The organism is Actinophytocola oryzae (assembly GCF_004364325.1).
GTDB classification, from domain to species: Bacteria; Actinomycetota; Actinomycetes; order Mycobacteriales; family Pseudonocardiaceae; genus Actinophytocola; species Actinophytocola oryzae.
The window spans coordinates 156,538-179,100 of the sequence record NZ_SOCP01000001.1 but is presented as its reverse complement, the minus strand read 5'-3'; the positions used below and the strand labels follow the sequence as shown (position 1 = coordinate 179,100).

Genomic DNA, 22,563 nt, shown 5'->3' with positions numbered 1-22,563 from the left:
AATACCGGGCAGAAGCCGCCCGGTATCATGAGGGTTGTGACCCGTCCCACAGCGAGAGTGCTGGCACTCCTGGAGCTGCTGCAGAGCGGCGGAATTCACACGGTCACGTCACTGGCCACCCGTCTGGGTGTCGACGAACGCACGCTCCGCCGCTACGCCCAACACCTGACGGACCTGGGCATCCCGATCGAGTCACGCCGCGGTCGCTACGGCGGGTACCAGCTGGCGCCCGGCTACAAGCTGCCACCACTGATGCTGACCGACGAGGAAGCGGTGGCGGTGGTGCTGGGCCTGGTAGCGGGCCGCCGAACGGGGCTGGTGGCGGCGACGGAGGCGGCGGCGGACAGCGCGTCGGCGAAGGTACGGCGAGTGCTGCCGGTGGAGCTGGCCAGGAGGCTGGACGCGCTCCAGTCGGCGGCGGACTTCACGTCCCCGGAGTGGTCGGCGACCCCGCCCGGCACAGCGCAGCTGCTGGTCCTGGCGGACGCCGCGCGCCGCCACCAGCCGGTGGAGATCACGTACACGAGCTGGCGGGGCGGGGTGAGCGAGCGCCGGGTGGAGCCGTACGGGCTGGTGTTCCACTCGGGCCGCTGGTACGTCACGGGCCTGGACTCACGACGCGGCGAGGTGCGAACGTTCCGCCTGGACCGCGTGGCGTCGGCCGCCCTGGTGCCCGGGACGTTCGCGGTCCCGGCTGACTTCGACCCGATCGCGCGGGTCCTGTCCGGGCTGGCCGACGTGCGCTATCCGTGCGAGGCGTCGGTGCTGCTGCACACGACGGTCGAGGACGTCCGGACGAAGCTCCCGGCCTCGGTGGCGACGGTCACCGAGACACCCGACGGTGTCCGGGTCCTGTTGCGCGGCAACAGCTGGGTGTGGGCGGCGGCCGTCCTGGCGTGGCTCGGGTGCACGTTCGAGATCGAGTACCCGGACGAGCTGCGGACCGAGGTCGTCGGCCTGGCCGAGCGGTTGACGAGGTGCGCGTCAACCGAACCGGGTGGCCAGCCGGTCGAGCGTGGCCTCGATACCCCGACGGTTGCGGCCGGGGAAGCGGAGTAGCTCGATCGCACGGGGCGAGCCCGCGGTCGACCAGTCGAACGTCTCGGTGACCTCGGTGCGTCCGTCCCCGAGGTCGGTCAGCTGCCAACGCCACCGGTGCCCCGAGAAGTGCCGCCAGGCGATGAGCCGCCCTTCCTCGAACTCGACGACGGTGTTCTGGATCGTGTACGGGAGGCCGAGACGCATCCGCATACCGAACCTCGCACCGAGGGACAGTCGGCGCGGGCCCTGGCTGAGGGAACCGCGGACACTGCCGGAACCGTCCAGCTCCGGGTGCCGGGCGGGGTCCGCGAGGAGGTCGAAGATCTGTCCGGCCGGCGCGGCAACCGTACGACTGAGAGAGATCTGACGGTCCGACACAGTGACCACGGTAGACGGACCCGGTCATGGACACCCGCCGAGGGCGGCACTGTTCACTGGCGGAACTGCTCGGGAGGGAACGTGCGGCCGTAGCACCGCGCGATCTCCTCGGGAGAGATGCGTTCGCCGTACTCGGAGGTGAGCAGTTCCCGGACGTCGGGCCGCTGCCACGGCGCCGACGTGTCCGCCGGAGCCAGGACGGCACGACTCCCCACCTTCGGCGGGGTCGGACACGACAGCAGTTCGTCGACCAACTTGGGAAACCGGACGAACATGATGGCCGCCCGCGCCACGTGGTCCTCGGGTGGCACGTCCCGCCACTGCCCGACGTGGAGATGGCTCTGCACCGCCAGGAGCATCCCCCACGTGTTGGCCACGCGTTTGATCAGCCGCGGGTTGGCGGGCATCAGGTGCGCGTACTTCCCGAGCAGGTGCGCGACACGCCTTGCTGTCGCGGTCGGACCTGACTCCCTCTCGACCCGACGCCGTTCGACCTCGGCCGCGTCCTTCCTGGTCAGGGGCTCGCTGAACAGCTTCCAGTTCACGTCCCGGGTCCGCAGCTGCCCGGGGTCGCGACGGTCGACGAAGTCGGACGCGTCCTTCGTCGCCTGCTCGGAACCGGTGTTCGCCTGCTCGTCGTCCGGTGAGTCCGTCACGTCCCTGACGAGCCTGCGCACCTGGTCATCCGCCAACGCGGGGACGAGCACGGTGTGGTCGAACAGTTTCTGGAGGAAGTCCGCGCCGAGGCCGTGCACCTCCGAGCCGATGGAGCTGAAGGTCTGGTAGGTGGACTCGAAGGCGGCTCGGATCCACCGGCCGTCCGCCAGCACCAGGACGACGAGTGGAGCAGGTGTCCGCCAGCGCCGGAGGAGCCGCACCGGCGTCCGCTGTCGCAGCAGGGTGTGGACGGTTTCCAGGAGTTTGACGGCTCGTTCGATGGTGCACCTGTCCAGGTCGTCGATGACCAGGATGACCGGGCGACGCTCGCGTGCGAGCCCACGCCACGTCCAGACCACATGTCCGCCGACCACCAACGCGAGCAGCCCGGCCGAGGAGACGACGGGACTCTGGAGCATCCGTTCCGGCAGCGCGACGAACCAGCTACCCCAGACCAGAGCACACGCACCGACGACCGACGCGACTCTCACCGGAAACGTCAGCCACCGCAGGGTACTCGCGAAACCCGCCAGTCTGTCGGCCGGTGACCAACCGGAATCGCCTTCTTTCCCAGCGATGTCGGCCGGACCGTCCTCCGGTGTGGCCCGCCTCGGCCAACTGGTCCACACCATGACCACCGCGACCGACACGAGCAACACCAGGCCCCAGCGCCCGAAAAGCCAGTCTCTGGTCGCGACCAACCCCGAGCTGTCGTTCCCGACGACCAGGCGGCAGGCGACGACCAACGCCGAGAGTCCGCACAGCGCGGCCAGGGTGTCGGCCATCCGGTGCCGGCGCCCCTGGCGGGGTGTCCAGCGACGAAGGCGTTCGATGATCTTCGCGATGTCACCGAGCGGGTTGCCGTCGGACTTCACGTACAGCTTCCCGAACGTCGGGGAGGTCCAGAAGAGCACACGCCCGGCGGATAGGCCAATCGCGGTGACCGCCGTGAGCGCGGTCAGCAACCCGCTGACATCGCCGGCCTGACGCCACATCCCCAGCACACGAGCGGTCATCACACCGAGCAGCAACGCGAAGGCCACGAGCACCGGCCGGGAGCCCAGCACGCGGGCCGCCGTGCCGAGCACGCTCATGACCGCTCTGGTGACTCCGGCACGTTCGCCACGAACCGCCCGGTTGATCGCCGTTGCCAGCGACCACCATTCCGGGGCCACCGCGCTCTCACGCCAGGCGTCGTACTCGACCACGACCGCGTCCGTGAGCGAGCTCCGGTCCTTGGCCCCGTTGCTCGGCGAGCACTGCCGCAGCCGCTCACGCAGCAGGCTGACCATCGTCGTCTTCCCGGCACCCCACGGTCCCTCGATGTGGACCACGGCGGTACCGCGGCTGCCGTCGTTGACCTTCCGGCCGGACGTCAGGCACTTGAGCTGACCGTACAGGTGCTCGACCAGGATGGATCGGTGCAGCAGGTCGTTGGTCTCGACATCGTCCCGCGCCGCGGGCATGTTCGTCCGCGCGGGCATCGGAGGCCCCGGGGCCGTCCAGGTTTCGTCCGAGACGGGAAACGTACCGGGGGGCGCCCAGATCTGGATGGCACCGTCCTCGCCGCCACTGACTATCACCGGCGCACCGGTCTTCCCGGCGATGGCCTCGACGGCCAGGACCGCGCCGTCGTGCCCTTTCAGGTCGCGGCCGAGCTGTTCGCACTCGCCGGTGTCCCACAGACGAACGGTGCCGTCGTCACTGCCGCTGACCAGCAGCACCTGTCCGTCTGCCCCCTTGGTGAAGGTGAGGGACCGGACCGGCTTGCTGTGACCGGTGAGGTTTCGTGGTGTGGACGGCGCGCGGTCGATCTCCCAGAGGCGAATGGCCCTCTCACCTCCGCTCGCCAACAGCACCCGACCGTCGGCCAGTGTCGTCAAAGCCACCGACCACACACCGTTGAACCCGTTGTGCTCGGCCTTGGCCGATCCGCCTTCGAGTGGGTCCCAGACGCGAACGGTCCGGTCCGCGCCGCCGGTAACCAACACCGGAGCACCACTCCTGAGAAGCGCCAACGCGAGTGACCGCACCGGCCCGTCGTGGCCGGAGGGTTGTTCGGCCAGCAGACCCTGGTCCTTCACCCAGACGCGCACCGCGCCGTCCTCGTGTCCGGTCGCCACGAGGACGCGTCCGTCGAGCAGCGTCACGCAGTCCATGGCCAGCACCGCGGAGTCGTCCTCGAAGACGACATCGCCGGGATGGTCGGTGTCACCGGCGTTCCAGAGCAGTACCGTGCCACCGTCGTCCCCGCTGACGAACCAGGGGCGACCGTCGAGACGGTCGAGGCCCACGACCGACCGAACGGTGCCGCCGTAGCCCGTCAGCGCGCTGCCCGAGTAGGTGTCGTCCCGCACATGCCAGACCCGTACCGCCCCGTCGTCCCCGCAGCTGGCGAAGCTCGTCATGTCAGTGGCGGCGGGCCGGCGCGCCGTGATCGACCTGACCGGGCTCGCGTGGGCGAACAGCGGACCACGCAGCAGGCCGCCCGTGGTCTGGTCCCACACGTTGACCGAGCCGTCCTGCCCGCCGCTCACGAGCACACCGCCGGGCCGGGGAGAGAACGCGACGGAGTAGACCGGCTGTGCGTGGTCGCCCAGCGGGTCCCCGACGGAAACGCCGTCTACCGTGTCCCAGAGCCGAACGGTCGAGTCGTCGCCGCACGCGAGAAGAACTCGACCGTCATGTTGCTTCCCGAACGCGACCGACCAGACCTGCTCTCCGTCTGCCCGCAGGACGTGCACCTTGGTGCAGTCGTCAGGATCCCAGGTTCGCACCGTGCCATCGGTGCTGCCGCTGGCGAGAACGGGACGACCGCCCGGCAGGGCGTGGCACGCCAACGACGTCACCGAGTTCTGATGGCCGACCAGATCACCGTGAGCGCTGCCCGTCTCGGGCAGCCACACTCTGACGGTGCTGTCCTCGCTGCCGCTTGCCAGGAAGGTACTGCCATCGACCAGAGTACCGAACGCCAGTGCGGTCACGCGCTTGGTGTGTCCCTTCAACGACCTGCCGTCCCGGTCGTCCTTGCTCAGGTCCCAGACCCGCACCGTGCCGTCGGCGAGACCCGCGGCAAGAAGTGTTCGGCCATCCGGAAGTGCGTGGAGCTGGACACTCCACACTGGACTGCCACAGGCGAGCACCGCGTCGGTAGGCGATCTCGTGTCCATGTTCCACAACCGGACGGTCTCGTCGGCGCCACCGCTCGCCAGAATGGTGTTGCCGTCGAACCGTGGTGCGAAGGCCAGCGCCCGCACCTGCCCGCCGTGTCCACGAAGCAGACCATCCGGGGTGCCGGTTTCGCCGTTCCACAACCGGATCACGCGGTCACCGGCGCTGGCGATGACCGTGCTCCTGTCCGAGAGTGTCGTGAACGCCACCGAGGTGATCGCCGCCCTGTGGGCGGGTTCGATTCGTCGCGCGGCGACGTACTCTGTCGTTCCCGAAGTCACCATGGCCTTCTCACTGTCCCAGGTATCGACTCACGACCGGCGCCGCTGCCTCTTCGCCGGGGCCTTCGGTGTCCGGACTGAGGAAGGCGGACAAGATGACCGCAACCACGGTGCACCCGACCCCGACGAACATCCACAGGTGCGGCGGCTCGGGCACGGGCGGCAACGTGATCAGCTGCGGCCCGGCGATCATGAGCTGGCCGTCCTTCGGCTGCATCAGCGGCATGAACCTGGCCGGTGAGGTCCCCGGCGCCGGTGGGGTGGCGGCCGGCAGCATGGGGACCGTCAGCGCATGGTCGAACACCGTGGGGCGGTCGGCCAGCCATTCGTTGACCCTGGCCAGTTTCATCCGGAGGTCGTTGCGAATCGGCTCGCTGTCGGTCAGGTCCGGGAGGGCCTCGCGTTCGAAGGACTCGAAGTCCAGGCGGCTGTGCGGGAGGCCCAACCACGTCCACGCGAGCTGCACGGCACGCCAGTAGTCGGCAACCGTCTGGGTGCGGATCCGGGCCGCGGTCGCCGACAGCAGCTCGGCTTCGGCCAGTGCGCCCAGTGCGTTCTCCCGCTCCTGCGCGACCGCCTCGCGGGCCTGCTGGAGCTTCTCGTTCACCTCGTCCATGGCTTCGCGTTCGATCCGCAGGCGGTCGCCAAGCAGGTTGCCCCGGCAGTACATGCGTGCCATCAGCACCACGAGGACACCGAGGATCAGCCCCACGATCACGCCGAACAGTGCCGCCTCGAAGATCGACAGTGCGGCACGCTTGCCGAGCACCGCGACCCGGACCCCGCCGATCGCCGCGATGAACGACGCCAGCAGGACGAGCATCCGGTACGCGTTCGCCATGGCCTTGTCGGCCTCGGCGACCTCCTGCACGGTGGGGGTCGGCCGGTCCGAGACGATCCGGCCCTTCTTGAGCGGCCGGTTGTAGTCGCCGACCGAACCCCGTCTGTCCACACTCTGCCGCTCCTTGTCCACATAGGAGCGTGCGCACCACTCGATCGCCAGGATCTGCAGGCCGGTCAGGCCGATGCCGATCGCCCACCGGAACATGCCGCCCGAGCTGCTCTCGAACGACAGGTTCAGCAGCGGCTTCCACAGCAGGAGGATGTCGAGCGCGCCGAGCAGCGTGGCCGCCAACACCCGCCATCCACTCGCCCACGCCTGCTCGGTGTGCCGGGAGTCGCCCTCCGCGCTGCGTTGCCTGGCCAGCTCCTCGTCGGCGTGCTGCACGGCCTGCAACCGCCTGCCGTCGGTGGTCTCGCCGTCGGGGCCGATCATCGGCTCGTCCAGCAGTCCGGACGCGTGCTCGATGTGGTCGACGGCCGTGGCGAGGTGCGTCGCCGCCGCGACCTCCAGCTCGGTGACCTGCTTGTCGATGTTGGTGGAGTACGTCACGGCGAGGCTCCTGCAACTCGACGCGGCCAGTGGGATGGCGCCGCTCGCCGCGTCTTCCAGCGGTTGGCCGTTGTAGGGCCTGCCTGTCTGCGGGTCGGCCACGCTCACGTAGGTCGACAGGGCCGCCGACCACACGCCGGGGTCGACCGAGCCCAGTACCGCGAGGGCCTGGGGCGGGGTGTTGTCGGCGTGGAACGCGCCCTGCGGCAGCCCGGGGTAGTCGGGCACCGTCGTCTTCGACATCTTCATGTTCTGCCTCTGGTCTCAGCGGGTGACGAGTTGGATCACGACGACGCGTTGGGCCGGTGACACGGGTGGTTGGGTGGGGTCGGCCAGCTCGTCGAAACCGGCTCCCCGTGTCTCGACGTCAGCCCGATCGATGCCGTCGTTCTGCAGCAGGGCAGCTATCGCCTCGGCACGTTCCTTCGACAGCCGGACCGCGCCGTCGCGTCCACCGATGCGTGCGCAGTAGCCGACGACGACCACGCGGTACCGGCCTGGCTGGGCCTTGTACGCCGCCACGACCGCGCTCACCGCGACGTGTACGGCCGCCGGGTCGAGAAGCGTCGCCTCGTCCGGTTCGAAAGCCGCGTTGTCGATTCGGGGCGGCGGTGGTGGTTCGTCCTTCACCACCGGTGGCGGTGGTGTCACCGGGGTCGGCTCCGGCATCGGCACAATCGCCGGCACCGCTGACGAGTTCGGCCACGCCGGGCGGGTCGAATTCTCGCGGAGCGGGTCCGTCACGGTCGCGCCGAGTTGTTCTGCCAGCGTTTTGACGAATGTGGCTCGCCAGGATTCCGAGCGCGGTGACAGGGGTTCCTGACCGGCGCCGACCGGGCTCAGCATAATGACGTGCAGGTTCACCAGGCCGAGGTCCAACCGGCCAAGGGAGCCTTTCTTCAGTTCGTCCACCGCCTGGCTCGGGTCGGCCTCGTTCTCCGTCAGTGTCGGGATGCTCAGTGGGTCGACGGAGCCGGTCAGGACGGTCGTGGACAGCCACACCTCGACCGGCACACCGGCGCTCGCACCCTCGTCCGCGCCGACGCGAAGTGCCTGGTACAGCGAGAAACCGTCGCTGCCCGCCGGGGACTGCGCCAGCCTGCCGGCCAGGGTGGACACGCGGCCGTCGATGACCGAGGCACGTCTTACCGGGTCGTCGATGCGGTCGCCGTCCAGGGTGGCGTCGAGGCTGACCGAGCCGATCTTCTCCGCGCGCTGGCCCACCGCGTACGCCGTCAGTGACGCGCCGCCCTCGTCCGCGGCTTCCTGGATTCTTCGCCGCAACGCCGACGGGATCACCCCCGGCGACCTCGTGGTCTTCTCCGCGATCCAGATGATCTCCTGTGCCTGCGGCTGTTCCGGCTCGCCGACCGCGTACATGAGACCGCCGAACAGCACCACGACCCCCGCACAAGCAATGGCGATCTTGTGGTTCTTGGTCAGCCCCTGACGACTTCGCCGCCGACCGCGTGGCTCGTAGTAGCGATTCACCGAATCCTCCAGAAAGACGCCTGTGAACGAGGCATCACCCGCTCCCTCAGGAACTCGCGATGACCGGCAGTCTCGTTACTCAGCGCGTCCAAAGAAGAACCCCGTCTGGCGGTTGCGCATGGCCTTCACCACTCGAAAGGATGATTCCCGCCCAAATACTGGAAGAATGGAACCAACAATGCACTGAAGACAACAACCAGCAACCCTTCGCCTGACGTGCGACGACGACAAGAACACCGCCGCGTTTCAGGTTTCCGGTAACTATTGGGCGTTGTTTCCCCGGCTGACGGCGTGCGCTCGATGGTGGGGCCAGCACCATTGTCGGCCCGGTCACCCTGCCCGAGACTTGGTCACGCAAACAGGTCATGTGACCAACTTCAGCGGAGGGAAGCCGAACACCATGAGATCCACACGGGTCGCCCTGGTCTGCGTCGTGTGCGCGGTCGCGGCGGCGTGCGGGGCGCCCACCCCGGTGTCGGGGCCGGGACCAGCCGATACCGGGCAGCGACTGAACGTGCCGGGCCGGTACGCGTGGCCGCGACACGTGGCCGGCGGGGTCGACCCGGACGGGGCGCTCGCCGACGACGGCGACGCGGCCACGCTCACCGGGGGCAGGCTGGTCGTCGACTTCGGGGTGCCGGTCAGCGGGTACGTCGAGGTCGGCGTCCGGCACGCGACCGGCGCGCCGATCCGGGCCGCCTACGCCGAGTACCTGCCGTTCCTCGGCCGGGAGGGCGACGCCTCCACCAGCCCGGACGACTTCTTCTACCTCGGCCGCACGCTCGGCACCGACGACGATCCCGACGGCCGCGCCGACGTCTACCCACCACCGGACGGCGAGACAGTGCTGCGCTCCCCCGGCCTGCGGGGCTCGCAGCGGTACGTCGCGATCTCGCTCGACGGCGCGGGCACGGCCGAGATCGACTTCGTCCGGGTTCGGCAGACCAACTTCCCCGGCTCGGGTGACGGGTCCTTCCGCTCCAGCGATCCCGCGCTCGACCGGGCCTGGTACGCCAGCGCCTACGCGGTCGACCTGTCCACGATCCGCACGCCAGGCAAGCCGTGGGTGATCATCGACGGGCCCAAGCGCGACCGGGTCGCCTACGCCGGTGACCTCCAGGTCGTCGCCCGCTCCGCCTACTACCAGGGCGGTGGGTACCGGCGGGTCGTGCGGGACACCATCAACCTGTTCGCGTGCCAGCAGGCACCCGACGGCACCTTCCCGGCCGCCAGCCGCGTCGACGTGCCGTGCGACCCGCGTGACCCGGGACCGCCGGACGGGTCACCGCCGGGGTTCGAGCCGCCCGCCGAGGCGGGGCTCGCGCGGATCGACAGCTTCACCGCCTGGTGGGTGATCGACGTCGCCGACTACCTGCGCCACACCGGCGACCGGGCGTTCGCCGCCGCGATGCTGCCGGTCGCGCGCCGGGCGGTCGGGTTCTTCGGCGCCCACACCCGGGACGGCCTGTTCCGCACCGACGACTACAGCGGCAAACCCGCCTACAACTGGCATCCGCCGGACCAGGCCGTCGGTATCGACGCTTACACCAACGAGGCCTACTTCGGCGCTCTGCGCGCACTGGCCGAGCTGGAGCGGGAGGTCGGCGACCCGGCGCGGGCACCCGCGCACGACGACCGCGCCGACCAGGTCCGGACCGCGTTGCTGGACACGCTCTGGGATCCGGCGGCGGGCGCGATGCTGCTCAACCTCGACGACCCCCGACGCGACCACTCCGCCGACGCCAACGCGGGTGCTCTCCTGTTCGGTCTCCTCGATGACGACAAAGCCCGCAGTGCCATGGCATTCCTGGCGAACCGGCTCGGCACTCCCTACGGCACCGCCACGTCCGAGTTCGCCGACAACCCCTTCATGGCCCGCTACGAGTCCCCCTACCTCATGGCACAGGAGGCGCTCGGCCGCTTCCAGTACGGCGACGGCGCCGGGGCGCTGGCGTTGATCCGCCGGTCGTGGACACACATGCTGGACAACGGACCCGGTACGCCGTGGGAGGAGATCGGCGTCGACGGCACGCCGCACAACGCCCGCCCGGGCACCCCGCTCGGCGACGGCTCGTTCGTCGACCTCGTCCACGCCTGGAGCACGGCGATACCAGCGCTGTCGGCCAACGTCCTCGGCGTGCGCGCGGAGGCCAACGGCTGGGTCGTCGCGCCGGACCCGGTCGACCTGACGTGGGCGCGGGGCGACGTCCCCGTGCCCGACGGGACGACCTCCGTCAGCTGGCGGCACGAGCACGACACGTTCATGCTCACAGTCACCTCACCGATGCGGGTCGACATCGCGGTCCCCTTACTGGGCAGGGAACGCACGATCACGCGTGACGGCCGGGTCGTCTGGCGGAACGGCGGGGCGGTCGCGGGTGTGAGCGCTCACCTCGACGGCGACAGGGTCGTCTTCACCGGCATGACGGGACGGTACACCTTCGGCTGGTGACGTTCACCTGACGGGCAGTGCCAGCGCCACCACCGCGTCGGCCAGCAGGTCGGCCTGGCGCTGGCACGCCGCCCGGTCCCGGGAGGCGGCGTACTCGAGGATCATGCCGTCGAACCGGTGGGTGATGAAGCGGGTCATGTCCGCGACGCTGATGGCCGGGGTCGCCTCGTCGACCTCGGCCGCACGCGTCAGGTTGGCGGTCAGCAGATCGGTGCCGAAGCGGTCGTACATGTCGTACACGCTCTCCCCCGCCGCCCGGCGGATGCGCCACATGCCCAGCTCCAGCAGCGCGAGCTGCAACCCGACGTTCTCCTCTACCCACGCCCAGTACGCGGCCACGCTGCCGCGGATGGTGGCCTCGAGGCCGCGGTCGGGGTCGATCACGGCGAAGCACTGCCGCAGCCGGTCCGCGCCGCGGTCGGCGACGTGGCCGAGCAGCTCCTGCTTGTCGCGGAAGCAGTAGTGCAGGGCGCCGAGCGGGGCGTTCGCGCGGTCGGCGATCCGCCGGGTGGTGGCGCCGGTGAGGCCCTCCGCGGCGATCACCTCGACGGCCGCGTCGATGATGGTCCGCCTGCGCTCGTCGGCGGGCAGGTACGCCATCAGCGACTACCTGGACAGGTCATACGGCCGAGTGTAGGGACACCGAAGTATGTGTTACCGTTGGTAACAGTTAATCCGAGTCACAGGGAGAGCGTCCCATGGTGCAACATGAGATCGCACGACGGCTGTTGGACTCGTCCGAGGAGTTGTCCTACGACCCCGTGCGCGAGGTCGACTGGGATACGCCGCTCGACACCGGCCTGCACGGTGCGAGCCCGGAGTGGTGCACGCTCTACGGCACCTCCTACTGGGCGGAGATGACGCCTGACCAGCAGCGCGAACTGACCCGCCAGGAGGCCGCCTCGGTCGCGAGCACGGGCATCTGGTTCGAGATGATCCTCCAGCAGATGGTCCTGCGGGACTTCTACGCGAAGGACCCGACCGATCCCGCGTTCCAGTGGGCCCTGACCGAGATCGCCGACGAGTGCCGCCACTCGATCATGTTCGCCCGGGGTGCCGCGAAGCTGGGCGCACCCGCGTACCGGCCGCGGCGGCACGTCGTCGAGCTGGGCCGGTTCTTCAAGACGGTCGCCTCCGGTGAGGCGGCGTACGCGGCGATCCTGGTCGCCGAGGAGGTTCTCGACGTCATGCAGCGCGACTGGATGCGTGACGAGCGGGTGGTGCCGTTCGTGCGGACCATCAACAACATCCACGTCGTGGAGGAGTCGCGGCACATGAAGTTCGCCCGGGAGGAGACCCGGGAGCGGTTACGTGGAGCCGGCCTGCTTCGTCGGCAGGTCAACGCTTTCGTGGTGGCGGTGGCCGCCTACCACATCGTCACCAGCATGGTGCACGACGACGTCTACGCCAATGCCGGCCTGGACCGGGATCGCGCGCTCCGTGAGGCGAAGGCCAACGAGCACCACCGGTCGATGCTGCGGTCGAGCTGTGCAGGCCTGATGGAGTTCCTCGAGTCCTGCGGCCTGCTCACCCGGCCCGCGCTCTGGTTCTACCAGCGCGCGAACCTGATCTGACGGCCATGGCGTTCGCGATCACGCAGACCTGTTGCAACGACGCGTCCTGCGTCGCGGTGTGCCCGGTCAACTGCATCCACCCGACGCCGGACGAGCCGGACTTCGGGCGTACGGACACGCTGTACGTGGACCCCGCGACGTGCATCGACTGCGGCGCCTGCGCCGACGCGTGCCCGGTCGACGCGATCTTCCCGGTCGACGCGCTTTCCGCGCCACTGCGGGGTTATGCGGAGCTGAACGCCGCGTACTACGCCGACAGATCCACTGTGGACACTCATGCGCCCAACTTCCACGCCTGGGGGCCGCCCTCGTTCGACCGCGTGCTTCCCAGCGACTTCGCGCCGCTGGACGTCGCGGTCGTGGGTACCGGGCCCGCCGGGATGTACGCCGTGCAGGACCTGTTGCTGCACACCAACTCCCGGGTGACGCTGATGGACCGGCTGCCGGTCGCGGGTGGTCTGGTGCGGTTCGGGGTCGCGCCGGACCACCCGTCGACGAAGCGGATCGGCGAGGTCTTCTCCCGTTTTCACCACCACCCTCGGCTGCGGCTGCGGCTCGGGGTCGAGGTGGGGGTCGACGTGTCGGTGTCGGAGCTGGCCGGCCGCCACGACGCGGTGATCTACGCGGTGGGTGCGTTCAACGGGCGGCGACTGGGGATTCCCGGCGAGGACCTGCCGGGGAGTCTCGCCGCGGCGACGGTGGTGGGTTGGTACAACGGCCACCCGGACGTGTCGCCCGGCGCGGTCGACCTGTCGGCGGAGCGGGTCGTGGTCGTGGGTACGGGCAACGTGGCGCTGGACGTGGCGCGGATCCTCACCGCCGAGCCGGAGTCCCTGGCGGGCACGACGATCGCCCCGCACGCGTTGGCGGCGTTGCGGTCGAGCAAGGTCCGTGAGGTGGTGCTGCTCGGGCGGAGAGGGCCGGAGTCGGCTGCGTACACCCGGCCGGAGTTCGAGGCGCTGAGGCATCGGGAGGCGGAGGTTGTCGTGGGCGGCGACGTCGACTGGACGGCCACTCCCCCGGACGGCCGGCGCATCGTGTTCCGCTTCCACGCCACGCCCGAGTCGATCGTCGGCGACACGCAGGTTCGGGCGATCCGCCTCACCGACGGCACGGAGATCCCGGCGGGGCAGGTGGTACGCGCGGTCGGTCACCACGGCACTCCCGTACCTGGCCTGCCTTTCGACGAGACCACCGGCACGATCCCGAACGAGTCGGGACGGGTGGCGGCGGGCACGTACGTGGTCGGCTGGATCAAACGCGGCGCGACCGGGGGCATCGGGGTCAACAAGTCGTGCGCCGCCGAGACCGTGACCGGGTTGCTAGACGACGCGGTGGCGGGCCGTCTGAAGAGGCGCGGCCGCCGCGGCCGAGGGCCGCGCCGTTGAACACCTCGCGGTGAGGCCTGTGGCGAGCCCTCCGCCCCAACGTAATGAAGGCTCCCTTCAGTACGCCCAGCGTCAGGAAGGCGTCCTTCAGTGCACCGCGGTAGCTGTTCACGTAGTCGGGGTCTTCGAGGATCAGGCCCCCGAACCTGAGGCCGCCGAGATAGACGATCGGCCAGTGTTGATCAAGTTCCATCAGATGGAACGCGTCGCCGAACACGCCGGCGGCGGTCGGCACGACTCGCACTGTCACGTTGGCCAGCGCGGCGGTGAGCACGAGGTGGAGTAGCTGTTCGTGCATCTCCTGATCGGTGCCGACCCGGAGTTGGAGCGCCTGCTCGTGGAGATAGAAGGTGAATCGCGCGGCATGGGAACGGTAAAGAACCTGCCGCCGCTCCATTCGGGTGCCAACCGAGGCTGCCACCCGTTCCGGGGTGATGCCGGGTTCGAGAGAGAGGATGCGCGCGCGGGCACAGGCGGGAGTCTGGAGCAGGCCGTGAACGAGGTCGGGCTCGTAGATGATCGAGTGGTTGGCTGTTGACTCGTGAAAGATGAGGGATTGGAGCGAACCACCGATCGCTTGTCCGAGAGGTACAAGCCCTGTTTGCGTTCGGCTCGTCTGGCGAGTTCCAGGTAGGGCTGTGCGGCGGTCATCGTCGACCCGCACACGACCACATAGAGGATCACGTCGATGGTGGAGGACGGCCGCCTGCCGTGCTCGATGCGGGAGATCTTCGTCAGCGGCCAGTCGATCCTGCGTGCGAGTTCCGTGCCCGACAGTCCGGCGTTCTCCCGCACCCGTCGCAGCATGCCGCCCAGCTCCCGGTAGGCGGCCGACTCGTAACCATTGCCCATGGCACGTCACGCTAAGTCCGCCGCCAGCGCAAACGCGTGCGCGCCACGCCAAGTCCACCCCATCGGCTCACGGCACCGCAGTTCTTTCACGGTTGGACACGAGTGATGGACTGCCGACAGGCCGCGGTCAGGGCAGGCGCTGGCCGATCAGCAGCGACGTGCCCGCCGCGGCGAAAAGCACCAACGTGCCCAACATCAGCCACGGACGGCTGGCGTCCGCGTTCTTGATCTCGTAGCCGATCTGCTCGCCCAGCGTGCCGTACACGCGTTTCAGCTCGTCCGCCGACGCCGCCTTGTGGAAGTCGCCGCCGGACAGGCGTGCGATCTCCCGCATGGCGTTGTCGTCGACCGGGACCAGCACCTCCCTGCCGTTGATGGTGACCGTGCCGATCTCCGTGCCGAAGGAGATGGTCGAGATCGGGATGTGGCGCTTCTGCGCCTCCCGGGCCGCCACGTACGCGCCACGCGGGTCCTCGGGGTTCGTGTTCGGAACGGTCTGTTTCCCGTCCGTCATGAGCACGATCCGAGCCGGTGGCGGACCCTCGGCGCCGCCGACGATCGTGGAGAAACCGTCGATCGCCTTCATGGCCGCGAAGACCGCCTCGCCTGTCGCGGTGGACTCGGCCAGCTCCAGGTGGTCGATCGCGCGCACGACGCCTGCCCGCTCGGTCGTGGGCGCCACGAGCGCGGTCGCCGTGCCCGCGAAGGAGATCAACCCCAGGTTGATGCCCGGTGTCATGTCCTTCACGAACGTGGTGGCCGCCGCCTGCGCCGCCGCCAGCCGTGTCGGCCGCACGTCGACGGACTCCATGGACAGCGACACGTCGATGACGAGCATCACCGTCGCACGGTTGCGGGGCACCTTCTCCTCGGCCGTCGGTCCGGCCATGCCCAGGGTGAACAGCGACAGCGCCACGATCAGCAGCGCGGCGGGCAGGTGCCTGCTCCACCCGAGCCTCCCGGGCGCGACGCGTTCCAGCAGCTCCAGGTTCGCGAACCGGAGCAGCTGCTTCTTGCGCCCCCTGGTCACCGCGACGTACCCGACCACCAACGCGGCGACCACCAGGTACAGCAGCAACCACCACGGAGCGATGAAACCGCTGAGACTCACTCACACCCCCAGACCGGCAGACCGAACAGCCAGTCAAGCAACAGGCGGGTGTGTCCCTCGTGAGTCGTCCGTATCAGCTGGTCGTGTACGTGACGGGGGTGTAGGCCGTCGAGCACCGGGACTGGCACGGCAGCGTGAACGTGTACACGCGACCACCGTTGATCAGCGCGTTGTCGACGTCGTACACCCGGATCTGGAACTGCGTGCCTGCCTGGACGGTCGGGGACAGCACGTACGACTGGCCCATGTCGCCGTTCATCTGGGCGGCGTGCCACGTCCCGCCCGCGAAGTAGTCGACGCCGTGGATGCCGTTGGCCAGGTGGGAGATCGAGACCGCACCCCACCAGACCTGCGCGCCCTGCAGGAAACCGATCCTGATGTCACCCGTGTAGCCCGGCGCGGGGATGAACTCCCACGTCACATGTCGGTTGTTCCAGTGTCCGGGATCCATGTCGCCGACCGCCGTGCCGTTGAGGCGGAACCTGTTCAGCGACGCGTGTGACAGGTCGAGGTGGTTCGGGTCGTCGCGGCACCAGGCGTTGGAGTCGCCGCAGCTGTCGGCGACGACCATGTCCATGGTGGCGCCGTTGTAGCGGTCGACGACGAAGGAACCGTTGCGGCAGAAGGCCTGGTTGGGGGCGCCGTCGTTGACGCCGGTGCAGTAGTCGCTGACCGTCACCCGCACCCAGCGGCCGCAGTTGTGGCCGTTGTCCCACGCCCCGGTCTTGGGATCGCCCGGCGGAAGGGGGCGTGGGTACCAGTTGTAGTCGCGCGGGGTGTTGTACACGTTGAGTGCCACGAAGTCCTGGCTGTCCAGCACCGACTGCGGCATCCCGCAGCCGCCGTAGGGCGAGCCGAGCGCGTCGAACCAGGTGGCGTTGCCCGTGACGGGCGCGGCAGCGGCGACCCCCGGCACCGCGCCGAGCGCCAGTACCACGGCGGTGAGCAGCAGGACGCGGCGTAGAACGGCCATTGTTCCACCCCTTACAGGTCTGGGAGCGCTCCCAGACTAGCGCACGCTCCCCAAGGGAGGCGCAAGTGAATTCTTGACGAAATGACCTCTTGGGCTGCAAAATCTTGCCCTGACGATCGGAGGTCACCGTGCGTGTTGGTGTAGTGGCTGGATTGCTGGCCATCGTGGCCGGTATGGGCGTTTCGACTCCTTCGGACGCGGCTGTCGGCCCGTTGGCGGTGAGCACGGAGGCGGTGTTCACGAAACCGACCGGCACCGACGCCGAGCAGCGGGCCATCGTGAACCGGGTCATCTCGCTGATCGACGGCGCCGCGGCGGGCTCGCGGATCCGGGTCGCGCTGTTCTACGCCGACGATCCCGCGATCCCCACGGCACTGGTGACGGCGAAGAACCGCGGCGTGAGCGTGCAGGCGATCTTCGACCACCGGATGGCCGACACGGGTGAGAGCGCGGCGATCAAGGCGGTGTGGTCGCAGCTCACCAGCGGCCTCGGCACCGACAGGTCGGCGTCGTCGTGGGTGATGACGTGCCCGGCCGGGCGGGGCTGCGTCGGCACGCTGAAGATCGGCACGGTCGCGGCGATCAACCACAACAAGTTCTTCCTGTTCTCGAACACGAGCGGGACGTCGAACGTGGTCGTGCAGTCGTCGGCGAACCTGCACAACGGGCGGGACGGCACCAAGGGGTACAACAACGCGTTGATCCTGACGGGTCACAACGCGGTGTTCTCGGCGTACGAGGGCTACTTCGGGGACATGGCGGCGTTGCGGAGCAACAACAACTACTACGACACGGGCCGGCCCCCGGTGACCGACGGCACCGCGAAGATCCACTTCTACCCCAGGTCGACCACGGCGTCGAGCCAGTACCGCGATCCCAGCGAGGACACGATGTACACGGTCCTCGACCACATCGACTGCTTCGGCAACACGTCCACCGGCACGACGGACAACCACCGGACGATCATCCGCGTGAACCAGCTCGCCTTCACCCGCCCGTACCTGGCGACGAAGCTGGCTGAGCTGGACGCGGCCGGGTGCTATGTCGAGGTGGTCATGAACTACGCGCCGGACAACGATCCCGGGGTGTCACTGGCGGAGGAGTCGCTGAAGGACCTGCTGGCGCGTACGAGCAGCGTGTACGGCGGGGTGGTGGTGCGGTACTACTGCGAGGCCGACGCGGTGTGGACGCACTCGAAGTACGTGATGGTGGAGGGGAAGTACTACGGGGTGGCGGACCGGAAGATCGTCTGGACCGGCAGCGCCAACTTCAGCACGAACTCCCTGCGCCAGAGCGACGAGACCATCCTGCAGCTCGAGGACTCGACCGTGTTCGGCCAGTACCTGACCGACTTCCGCGCGGCCCGCGACAACGCCTTCCACCAACCGGCGAACGGTGCCGCCATCGCCTGCTAGGGCTTCCCGACCAAGGCGGTGAGGGTTTCGCGTAGGTCCCCGGGGTCCGTGCCTGCCCAGCCGACGTAGCCGTCCGGGCGGACGAGGGTCATCGGGCCGTCGGTCGGGCCGGTCGTCCGCACCCGGTCGGACCACGGGGTCACGTCCTCCGCACCGGTCAGGACGAAGTGTTGGCCCCGCAGCGCCTCGTACAGGCGGGTGCCGTCCGCGAAGGTCCGGTCCTGCGCCCGGGTACCCACCGACGGGTGGGCACCCGACGGGGCCGGGTAGTGGTAGCCGATACCGGTCAGCTGGCCGGTGACCTTCTCGCGGATCCTCGGCACCGACAGGACGTGGTCGCCCAGGAAGCCGCGGACCGCCCGTCCCAACGAGGACCGGATCATGGCCGCGCGGATGATCGCGCCACTGCTGCGCAGTACCGCGCGGCCCACCGGGTGGCGTTCGGACTGGTAGGAGTCCAGCAACGCCTCCGGAGCGCCGCGCAGGACCGCCGCCAGCTTCCAGCTGAGGTTGGCCGCGTCCTGCATGCCCGTGTTCATGCCCTGGCCGCCGGCGGGCGAGTGCACGTGGGCCGCGTCGCCCGACCTGCGTCTGCCGGACCTGTCGGCGACGCCCCGCGAGGAGGTCGGACGCAGGATCGCCCGCCACGTCCTCGACCGCTGCGACGGCGACGAGACCCTCATGGCACTGCTGCGCGCGTCCGTCACCAACCCGGCGGCCGCCCAGCGCACGCGGGAGATCTTCGCGACGCAGCTGGGTCCGGCCGTGGTGGCGATCGCCCCCGACGACGCCGCCGCCCGCGCGGGGCTCGTCGCCGCGCAGGTACTCGGGCTCGGGCTCGCGCTCACCCGGTACGTGCTGCGCCTACCGCCGATCGTCGCCATGGACCGGGACACGGTCGTCGACTGGCTCGCGCCGACGCTGCAGCACTACCTCACCGGCACGCGGAGGCGGACCGGTTGAGCCGGCCTAGCCGCGGGCCGTGCGGGTCGCGCCTGCCGACGCCGTGACCACCAGCAGGATCGCCAGCCACTGCGGTGGGCCCAGTGCCTCGCCGAGGACCGCCAGGCCGACCAGCGCCGCGACCGCGGGCTCCAGGCTCATCAGCACGCCGAACACCTTCGGCGGGATCCGGCGCAGTGCCTCCAGCTCCAGCGAGTAGGGGATGACCGACGAGAGCAGTGCCACGCCCAGCGCGACGATCAGCACCCAGGGCTGGAGCAGTGCCGTGCCGCTGTCGACGACACCGACCGGCATGACGACCACCGCCGCCAGGACCATGCCCAGTGCGAGCCCGCCGCCGTCGGTGGTGTGCCGGCCCAGTGCGGCGCTCAGCAGGATGTACCCGGCCCAGCACGCCGCCGCCGCGAGGGCGAACAGGATGCCGGCCACGTGCAGGTCGCCGCCGCTCTCGGTCAGCAGGACGACGCCGGCCGCCGCGAGCAACGCCCACAGGCCGTCCAGCCAGCGGCGGGAGCCGCCGATGGCCACCGCCAGCGGGCCGAGGAACTCGATCGTCACCACGACACCCAGCGGGATCCTCGCCAGCGCCAGGTAGAAGCACAGGTTCATGACGCCGAGCACGACGCCGTAGCCGATCACCACGGTCCACGCGCGCCGTCCCATCCGCACAGACGGCCGCCACACCGCCACCAGCACCAGCGCGGCGAAGAACAGCCGCAGGGCGACCGCGCCAGCACTGCCGACCGCGCCGAAGAGCTGTTTGGCGAGCGCCGCCCCGACCTGGACGCTGATGATGCCCGCCAGCACCTGTGCGGGCGGCGGAACCGCGCCGAGCGCGCGGCCGGCCAGTGCGACCAGGCCGACCCTCGGGAACGGGCGCGACCCAGCTCGATCGACGTGAACGGTGACCATGGGGGCATCCTCCGCGAGACCACCGACAGCCTGCCTGGAGGTTTCCGGATGCTGGGATTCCCGTAACCTTCCGGAACTTCCCAGACACTGGCGGTGAGCACCGGACCGGTGCGACCATCGACGCATGCCTATCGCGGACCGGCAGCGTCGCCGGGTGATGCGCTGGGCGGCGGCGGCCGGGATCGCGGTCGTGGCGGCGGGCGTGGTGGTGGCCGGCGTGGTGCTGACGGCCGACCCCTCGCTGGACGATCAGCTGGGGCGCCGCGCGGTGGCGGCGCTCGAACGTGCCCAGCCCGGCGTCACCCCTGCCCACGGCCACGCCAAGCCCGCCAACCCCACCAAGCGCACGGACATCGACGGCAACGAGCTGGTGTGCGTCGCCAGGGTCTTCGGCCACGACCCGGCCGGTGCCACGGCTGTCGACGAGGTGACGGTGGTCTACGCCCACCGCACCTGCGCGGCGGTCGGCCCGGGGCTCGCGTGGCCGGCCTCCCTCCGCGAGACCGGGCCGGTGGCGGTGCGTCTGGGCATACCGGACACGCTGGTGCTGCCGGAGAAGGCGATGCCCGAGGACCCGGATGCCACCTACGCCGACCGCATCAAGGTGGTCATCCCCACGCGGTACCAGCCGCAGGCTCTCGCCTACCCGGACTTCGTGGACCCGGACGTGTCCGACGAGCTGCGGGACCGCGTCGACGGCTGACGGCCGCCCCGGCGCGGCCTCAGCACGTCGTCCTCACTTCTCCAGGTGGGTGTGCGGGGCGTCGGGGTCGATGTAGGCGCCCTGGAACGCCGACGCTATCCGGGTGATGAACGTCTGCAGGTCGGGCACGTTCGCGCTGGTGTCCGCCTGGATCAGCTTCGCTATGGTCTGCTCCCTCGACTGCGTGAAGCTGCCCTTCAGGCTCTCCGTGAACGCCTCCGGTTCCTCGCCCCACGCCGTGTGCGGGCCGATGTGGGAGTAGAACGGCGCGAACTCGCCACCCACGTCGTCCGGGTCCACCGCGTTCTCGATCGTCTCCGCGATGCGGTTGCCCACCGTGTCGTCGTCGTCCATCGCGTCGGGGTTCGGGGTGTAGTAGGCGACCAGCTTGTCGTGCTTGACGTCACCCGGGTTCGGCGCGGCGGTCAGGTAGATCTTGTGGTCCTTCAGGAAAGGACCGACCTCCGGGTCCGTGTGCAGGCCGGAGATGCTCTTCGACACCTTCAGCGCCGCCTGCTGCGTCTGGACGTTCACGGCGATCCGCCGTTCCGCCTTCGGGAACTTGCGTTTCGTGTTGCGGACGTAGAAGTAGTCACCCTTGGTGCGCCACCTCTCCACCCGCTCCACGGTCGACTGGGTCGCGTTCGGGTTCTTGAAGAGGAGCGACTGCGAGTTGACCACCGCGTCCGGCGTCCTCAGGAAGCTCACGAACTCGTCCTTGGTCACCGGTTTCCTCGCGTACTCGGCGTCGCCGTCGCCCATCATCTTGTACAGCTTCGCCAGCTGGTCCGTCAGCGCCTTGCCCGAGTTCTTCCTGGTGCCGTCGTCGGTGAAGAACTCCTTGTAGATCTTCTCCATCGCCGGGCGGTTCGGGTTGTTCTCGGCGTCCAGGCGCACCCGGTCCGAGTTGGTCAGCGGAGGCGTGATGCGCTGCCGCTTGTTCACCGCGTCCGGTGAGTCCAGATTCGGGGACGGGTCCTCCGTCGCCTTGCGTTTGAGGTCCTTGGTCTCGGTCTCCACCGGTGGGGAGGTGTCCGTCGTGGTGGTCTCCGGGGTCTCCGTCACCTTCTTCCGCAGGTGGGTCGGGGAGTTGGGCCTCTTCTTCTTGTGGGGCGCCTGCAGACCGCTGCTCATGACGGGTGCCTCTCAGAACATGCTCGGGTCGGACGGGAAGGCGGACACCGTGTTCTTCTTGGCATCCAGGAAGATCTCGATGTACTTGGCCGGCGGGTTCCCCGGCGGCGCCTTGCTGCCGCTCAGGTAGCCGACCGTCTCACCATCCATGGAGACGAGGTAGATCCACCCGCCCTTCTCCCCCCGCTTCGAGTCCACGACGAAGTCGTCGTTCGCGTTGATGCTGTCCAGCGCCAACTTGACCCACTTGCGCAGCGGCTTGCTGCCCTTCTTGCCCCAGACCCCGTGCTTGGGCTTCTTGGTCGTCGGGGCGAAGTGCGCGGTGTCGTGGTAACCGCTCGGGAAGTTGCCCCGCAGGGCGGCCACCTGACCGACGAAAGGATTCGCCGGTTTGGTGGTCACGGCCTTCACCGCCGGCTTCGGCACCGTCGTCGTGGTCACTTGGCGCGGGGCACCGATGTCGGAGTTGTCGTCGAGCGAGAACTCCACATCGAGGTTCGACTTGGGCTCGACCTCCGACTTCAACTCGGCTCTCGTCCTCAGCGCGAGTGCCGTCGTGGTGCCCTCGTCGTCGCTGGAGTTCCGCTCGGGCGAGTCGACGCCCTCGCGGGCCTTCTTTCGGCTCGAGTCCGGCGAGAGCTTCCGCTTCCTCTTCTGAACCCTGTCAGTCATGC

19 protein-coding genes and 1 pseudogene are annotated in these 22,563 nt (G+C 69.4%); 7 read left to right on the top strand and 13 right to left on the bottom strand.

The genetic code is table 11. The features are described 5' to 3' along the window. Window positions 1-36 precede the first annotated feature (36 nt). Window positions 37-1,059 (top strand): helix-turn-helix transcriptional regulator, encoded by a 1,023-nt coding sequence (locus CLV71_RS00760; protein ID WP_133900599.1) that lies wholly within the window; start codon window positions 37-39, stop codon window positions 1,057-1,059. On the opposite strand, the gene CLV71_RS00755 is transcribed toward CLV71_RS00760, so the two are convergent. The 4 genes from CLV71_RS00755 to CLV71_RS00740 are packed head-to-tail and all read right to left on the bottom strand — an operon-like array spanning window position 985 to window position 8,412. Beyond that, window positions 985-1,419 (bottom strand): SRPBCC family protein, encoded by a 435-nt coding sequence (locus tag CLV71_RS00755; RefSeq protein ID WP_133900598.1) that lies wholly within the window; start codon window positions 1,417-1,419, stop codon window positions 985-987. The genes CLV71_RS00760 and CLV71_RS00755 overlap by 75 nt on opposite strands. A gap of 53 nt (window positions 1,420-1,472) precedes the next feature. Then, on the bottom strand, window positions 1,473-5,531 hold the full coding sequence (locus CLV71_RS00750; RefSeq protein ID WP_133900597.1) for a P-loop NTPase fold protein: 4,059 nt from the start codon (window positions 5,529-5,531) through the stop codon (window positions 1,473-1,475). 7 nt (window positions 5,532-5,538) lie between these two features. Further along, complete coding sequence (locus CLV71_RS00745) at window positions 5,539-7,164, bottom strand: hypothetical protein (protein WP_133900596.1); 1,626 nt, start codon at window positions 7,162-7,164, stop codon at window positions 5,539-5,541. Window positions 7,165-7,185: 21 nt separating this feature from the next. Next, the gene (locus CLV71_RS00740; RefSeq protein ID WP_133900595.1) at window positions 7,186-8,412 is read right to left on the bottom strand and encodes an OmpA family protein; all 1,227 of its coding nucleotides are present in this window, start codon (window positions 8,410-8,412) and stop codon (window positions 7,186-7,188) included. Window positions 8,413-8,812: 400 nt separating this feature from the next. Here CLV71_RS00740 and CLV71_RS00735 point away from each other — a divergent pair, with 400 nt between their 5' ends. Beyond that, window positions 8,813-10,864 (top strand): alpha-L-rhamnosidase-related protein, encoded by a 2,052-nt coding sequence (locus CLV71_RS00735; protein WP_133900594.1) that lies wholly within the window; start codon window positions 8,813-8,815, stop codon window positions 10,862-10,864. A gap of 3 nt (window positions 10,865-10,867) precedes the next feature. Here CLV71_RS00735 and CLV71_RS00730 read toward each other — a convergent pair whose 3' ends face one another. After that, complete coding sequence (locus tag CLV71_RS00730; protein ID WP_133900593.1) at window positions 10,868-11,464, bottom strand: TetR/AcrR family transcriptional regulator; 597 nt, start codon at window positions 11,462-11,464, stop codon at window positions 10,868-10,870. A 98-nt stretch (window positions 11,465-11,562) separates the two neighbouring features. Between CLV71_RS00730 and CLV71_RS00725 the strand changes: the two genes are divergently transcribed. Together CLV71_RS00725 and CLV71_RS00720 are read left to right on the top strand one after the other, a co-directional pair. Then, window positions 11,563-12,438 (top strand): AurF N-oxygenase family protein, encoded by an 876-nt coding sequence (locus CLV71_RS00725; RefSeq protein ID WP_133900592.1) that lies wholly within the window; start codon window positions 11,563-11,565, stop codon window positions 12,436-12,438. Window positions 12,439-12,443: 5 nt separating this feature from the next. Next, window positions 12,444-13,826: an FAD-dependent oxidoreductase gene (locus tag CLV71_RS00720; RefSeq protein WP_133900591.1), complete on the top strand. Its 1,383-nt coding sequence runs from the start codon at window positions 12,444-12,446 to the stop codon at window positions 13,824-13,826. Here the strand turns inward: CLV71_RS00720 and CLV71_RS49105 are convergent. From CLV71_RS49105 to CLV71_RS00705, 4 genes and pseudogenes are all read right to left on the bottom strand, one after another. Beyond that, entirely contained in the window at window positions 13,723-14,490 is a 768-nt protein-coding gene (locus CLV71_RS49105) for a DUF5753 domain-containing protein (RefSeq protein WP_243866127.1), read from the bottom strand. The genes CLV71_RS00720 and CLV71_RS49105 overlap by 104 nt on opposite strands. A 56-nt stretch (window positions 14,491-14,546) precedes the next feature. After that, window positions 14,547-14,633, bottom strand: a pseudogene (locus CLV71_RS50570) (hypothetical protein); the annotation flags it as partial. A gap of 172 nt (window positions 14,634-14,805) precedes the next feature. Beyond that, window positions 14,806-15,789, bottom strand: a complete 984-nt coding sequence (locus CLV71_RS00710) for a VWA domain-containing protein (RefSeq protein ID WP_133900589.1) — start codon at window positions 15,787-15,789, stop codon at window positions 14,806-14,808. A 73-nt stretch (window positions 15,790-15,862) separates the two neighbouring features. After that, complete coding sequence (locus CLV71_RS00705) at window positions 15,863-16,762, bottom strand: expansin family protein (RefSeq protein ID WP_133900588.1); 900 nt, start codon at window positions 16,760-16,762, stop codon at window positions 15,863-15,865. A gap of 173 nt (window positions 16,763-16,935) precedes the next feature. On the opposite strand from CLV71_RS00705, the gene CLV71_RS00700 reads away from it, so the two are divergent. Next, window positions 16,936-18,177: a phospholipase D-like domain-containing protein gene (locus CLV71_RS00700; RefSeq protein ID WP_133900587.1), complete on the top strand. Its 1,242-nt coding sequence runs from the start codon at window positions 16,936-16,938 to the stop codon at window positions 18,175-18,177. Here the strand turns inward: CLV71_RS00700 and CLV71_RS50040 are convergent. Continuing rightward, entirely contained in the window at window positions 18,174-18,716 is a 543-nt protein-coding gene (locus tag CLV71_RS50040) for an FAD-dependent monooxygenase (RefSeq protein WP_279588703.1), read from the bottom strand. The two genes, CLV71_RS00700 and CLV71_RS50040, sit on opposite strands and share 4 nt — an antisense overlap. On the opposite strand from CLV71_RS50040, the gene CLV71_RS49090 reads away from it, so the two are divergent. Beyond that, a complete protein-coding gene (locus CLV71_RS49090) occupies window positions 18,703-19,140 on the top strand; it encodes a TetR/AcrR family transcriptional regulator (protein WP_279588702.1) in 438 nt (145 codons plus the stop codon). The genes CLV71_RS50040 and CLV71_RS49090 overlap by 14 nt on opposite strands. A 6-nt stretch (window positions 19,141-19,146) precedes the next feature. Here the strand turns inward: CLV71_RS49090 and CLV71_RS00690 are convergent, their stop codons facing one another. After that, a complete protein-coding gene (locus CLV71_RS00690; protein ID WP_133900585.1) occupies window positions 19,147-20,052 on the bottom strand; it encodes an EamA family transporter in 906 nt (301 codons plus the stop codon). Window positions 20,053-20,176: 124 nt separating this feature from the next. On the opposite strand from CLV71_RS00690, the gene CLV71_RS00685 reads away from it, so the two are divergent. After that, window positions 20,177-20,755 carry a hypothetical protein gene (locus CLV71_RS00685; RefSeq protein WP_133900584.1) on the top strand — a complete coding sequence of 193 codons (579 nt, stop codon included), beginning with the start codon at window positions 20,177-20,179 and terminating at the stop codon, window positions 20,753-20,755. Between the two features lie 33 nt (window positions 20,756-20,788). Here CLV71_RS00685 and CLV71_RS00680 read toward each other — a convergent pair whose 3' ends face one another. Both CLV71_RS00680 and CLV71_RS00675 read right to left on the bottom strand, forming a co-directional pair. Continuing rightward, window positions 20,789-21,889, bottom strand: coding sequence for a hypothetical protein (locus CLV71_RS00680; RefSeq protein WP_133900583.1), 1,101 nt, complete (start codon window positions 21,887-21,889; stop codon window positions 20,789-20,791). A 12-nt stretch (window positions 21,890-21,901) separates the two neighbouring features. After that, window positions 21,902-22,561, bottom strand: coding sequence for a hypothetical protein (locus CLV71_RS00675; RefSeq protein WP_133900582.1), 660 nt, complete (start codon window positions 22,559-22,561; stop codon window positions 21,902-21,904). Window positions 22,562-22,563: the final 2 nt, after the last annotated feature.

Bases quoted from the DNA above. Each gene is read 5' to 3' on its own strand.
- CLV71_RS00685 (WP_133900584.1), top strand. From the start codon at position 20,177: ATGCCTATCGCGGACCGGCAGCGTCGCCGGGTGATGCGCTGGGCGGCG.
- CLV71_RS00680 (WP_133900583.1), bottom strand. From the start codon at position 21,889: ATGAGCAGCGGTCTGCAGGCGCCCCACAAGAAGAAGAGGCCCAACTCC.
- CLV71_RS00735 (WP_133900594.1), top strand. From the start codon at position 8,813: ATGAGATCCACACGGGTCGCCCTGGTCTGCGTCGTGTGCGCGGTCGCG.
- CLV71_RS00690 (WP_133900585.1), bottom strand. From the start codon at position 20,052: ATGGTCACCGTTCACGTCGATCGAGCTGGGTCGCGCCCGTTCCCGAGG.
- CLV71_RS00700 (WP_133900587.1), top strand. From the start codon at position 16,936: ATGGGCGTTTCGACTCCTTCGGACGCGGCTGTCGGCCCGTTGGCGGTG.
- CLV71_RS00675 (WP_133900582.1), bottom strand. From the start codon at position 22,561: ATGACTGACAGGGTTCAGAAGAGGAAGCGGAAGCTCTCGCCGGACTCG.
- CLV71_RS00705 (WP_133900588.1), bottom strand. From the start codon at position 16,762: ATGGCCGTTCTACGCCGCGTCCTGCTGCTCACCGCCGTGGTACTGGCG.
- CLV71_RS00730 (WP_133900593.1), bottom strand. From the start codon at position 11,464: ATGGCGTACCTGCCCGCCGACGAGCGCAGGCGGACCATCATCGACGCG.
- CLV71_RS00725 (WP_133900592.1), top strand. From the start codon at position 11,563: ATGGTGCAACATGAGATCGCACGACGGCTGTTGGACTCGTCCGAGGAG.
- CLV71_RS00745 (WP_133900596.1), bottom strand. From the start codon at position 7,164: ATGTCGAAGACGACGGTGCCCGACTACCCCGGGCTGCCGCAGGGCGCG.
- CLV71_RS50040 (WP_279588703.1), bottom strand. From the start codon at position 18,716: ATGAACACGGGCATGCAGGACGCGGCCAACCTCAGCTGGAAGCTGGCG.
- CLV71_RS00720 (WP_133900591.1), top strand. From the start codon at position 12,444: ATGGCGTTCGCGATCACGCAGACCTGTTGCAACGACGCGTCCTGCGTC.
- CLV71_RS49090 (WP_279588702.1), top strand. From the start codon at position 18,703: ATGCCCGTGTTCATGCCCTGGCCGCCGGCGGGCGAGTGCACGTGGGCC.
- CLV71_RS00750 (WP_133900597.1), bottom strand. From the start codon at position 5,531: ATGGTGACTTCGGGAACGACAGAGTACGTCGCCGCGCGACGAATCGAA.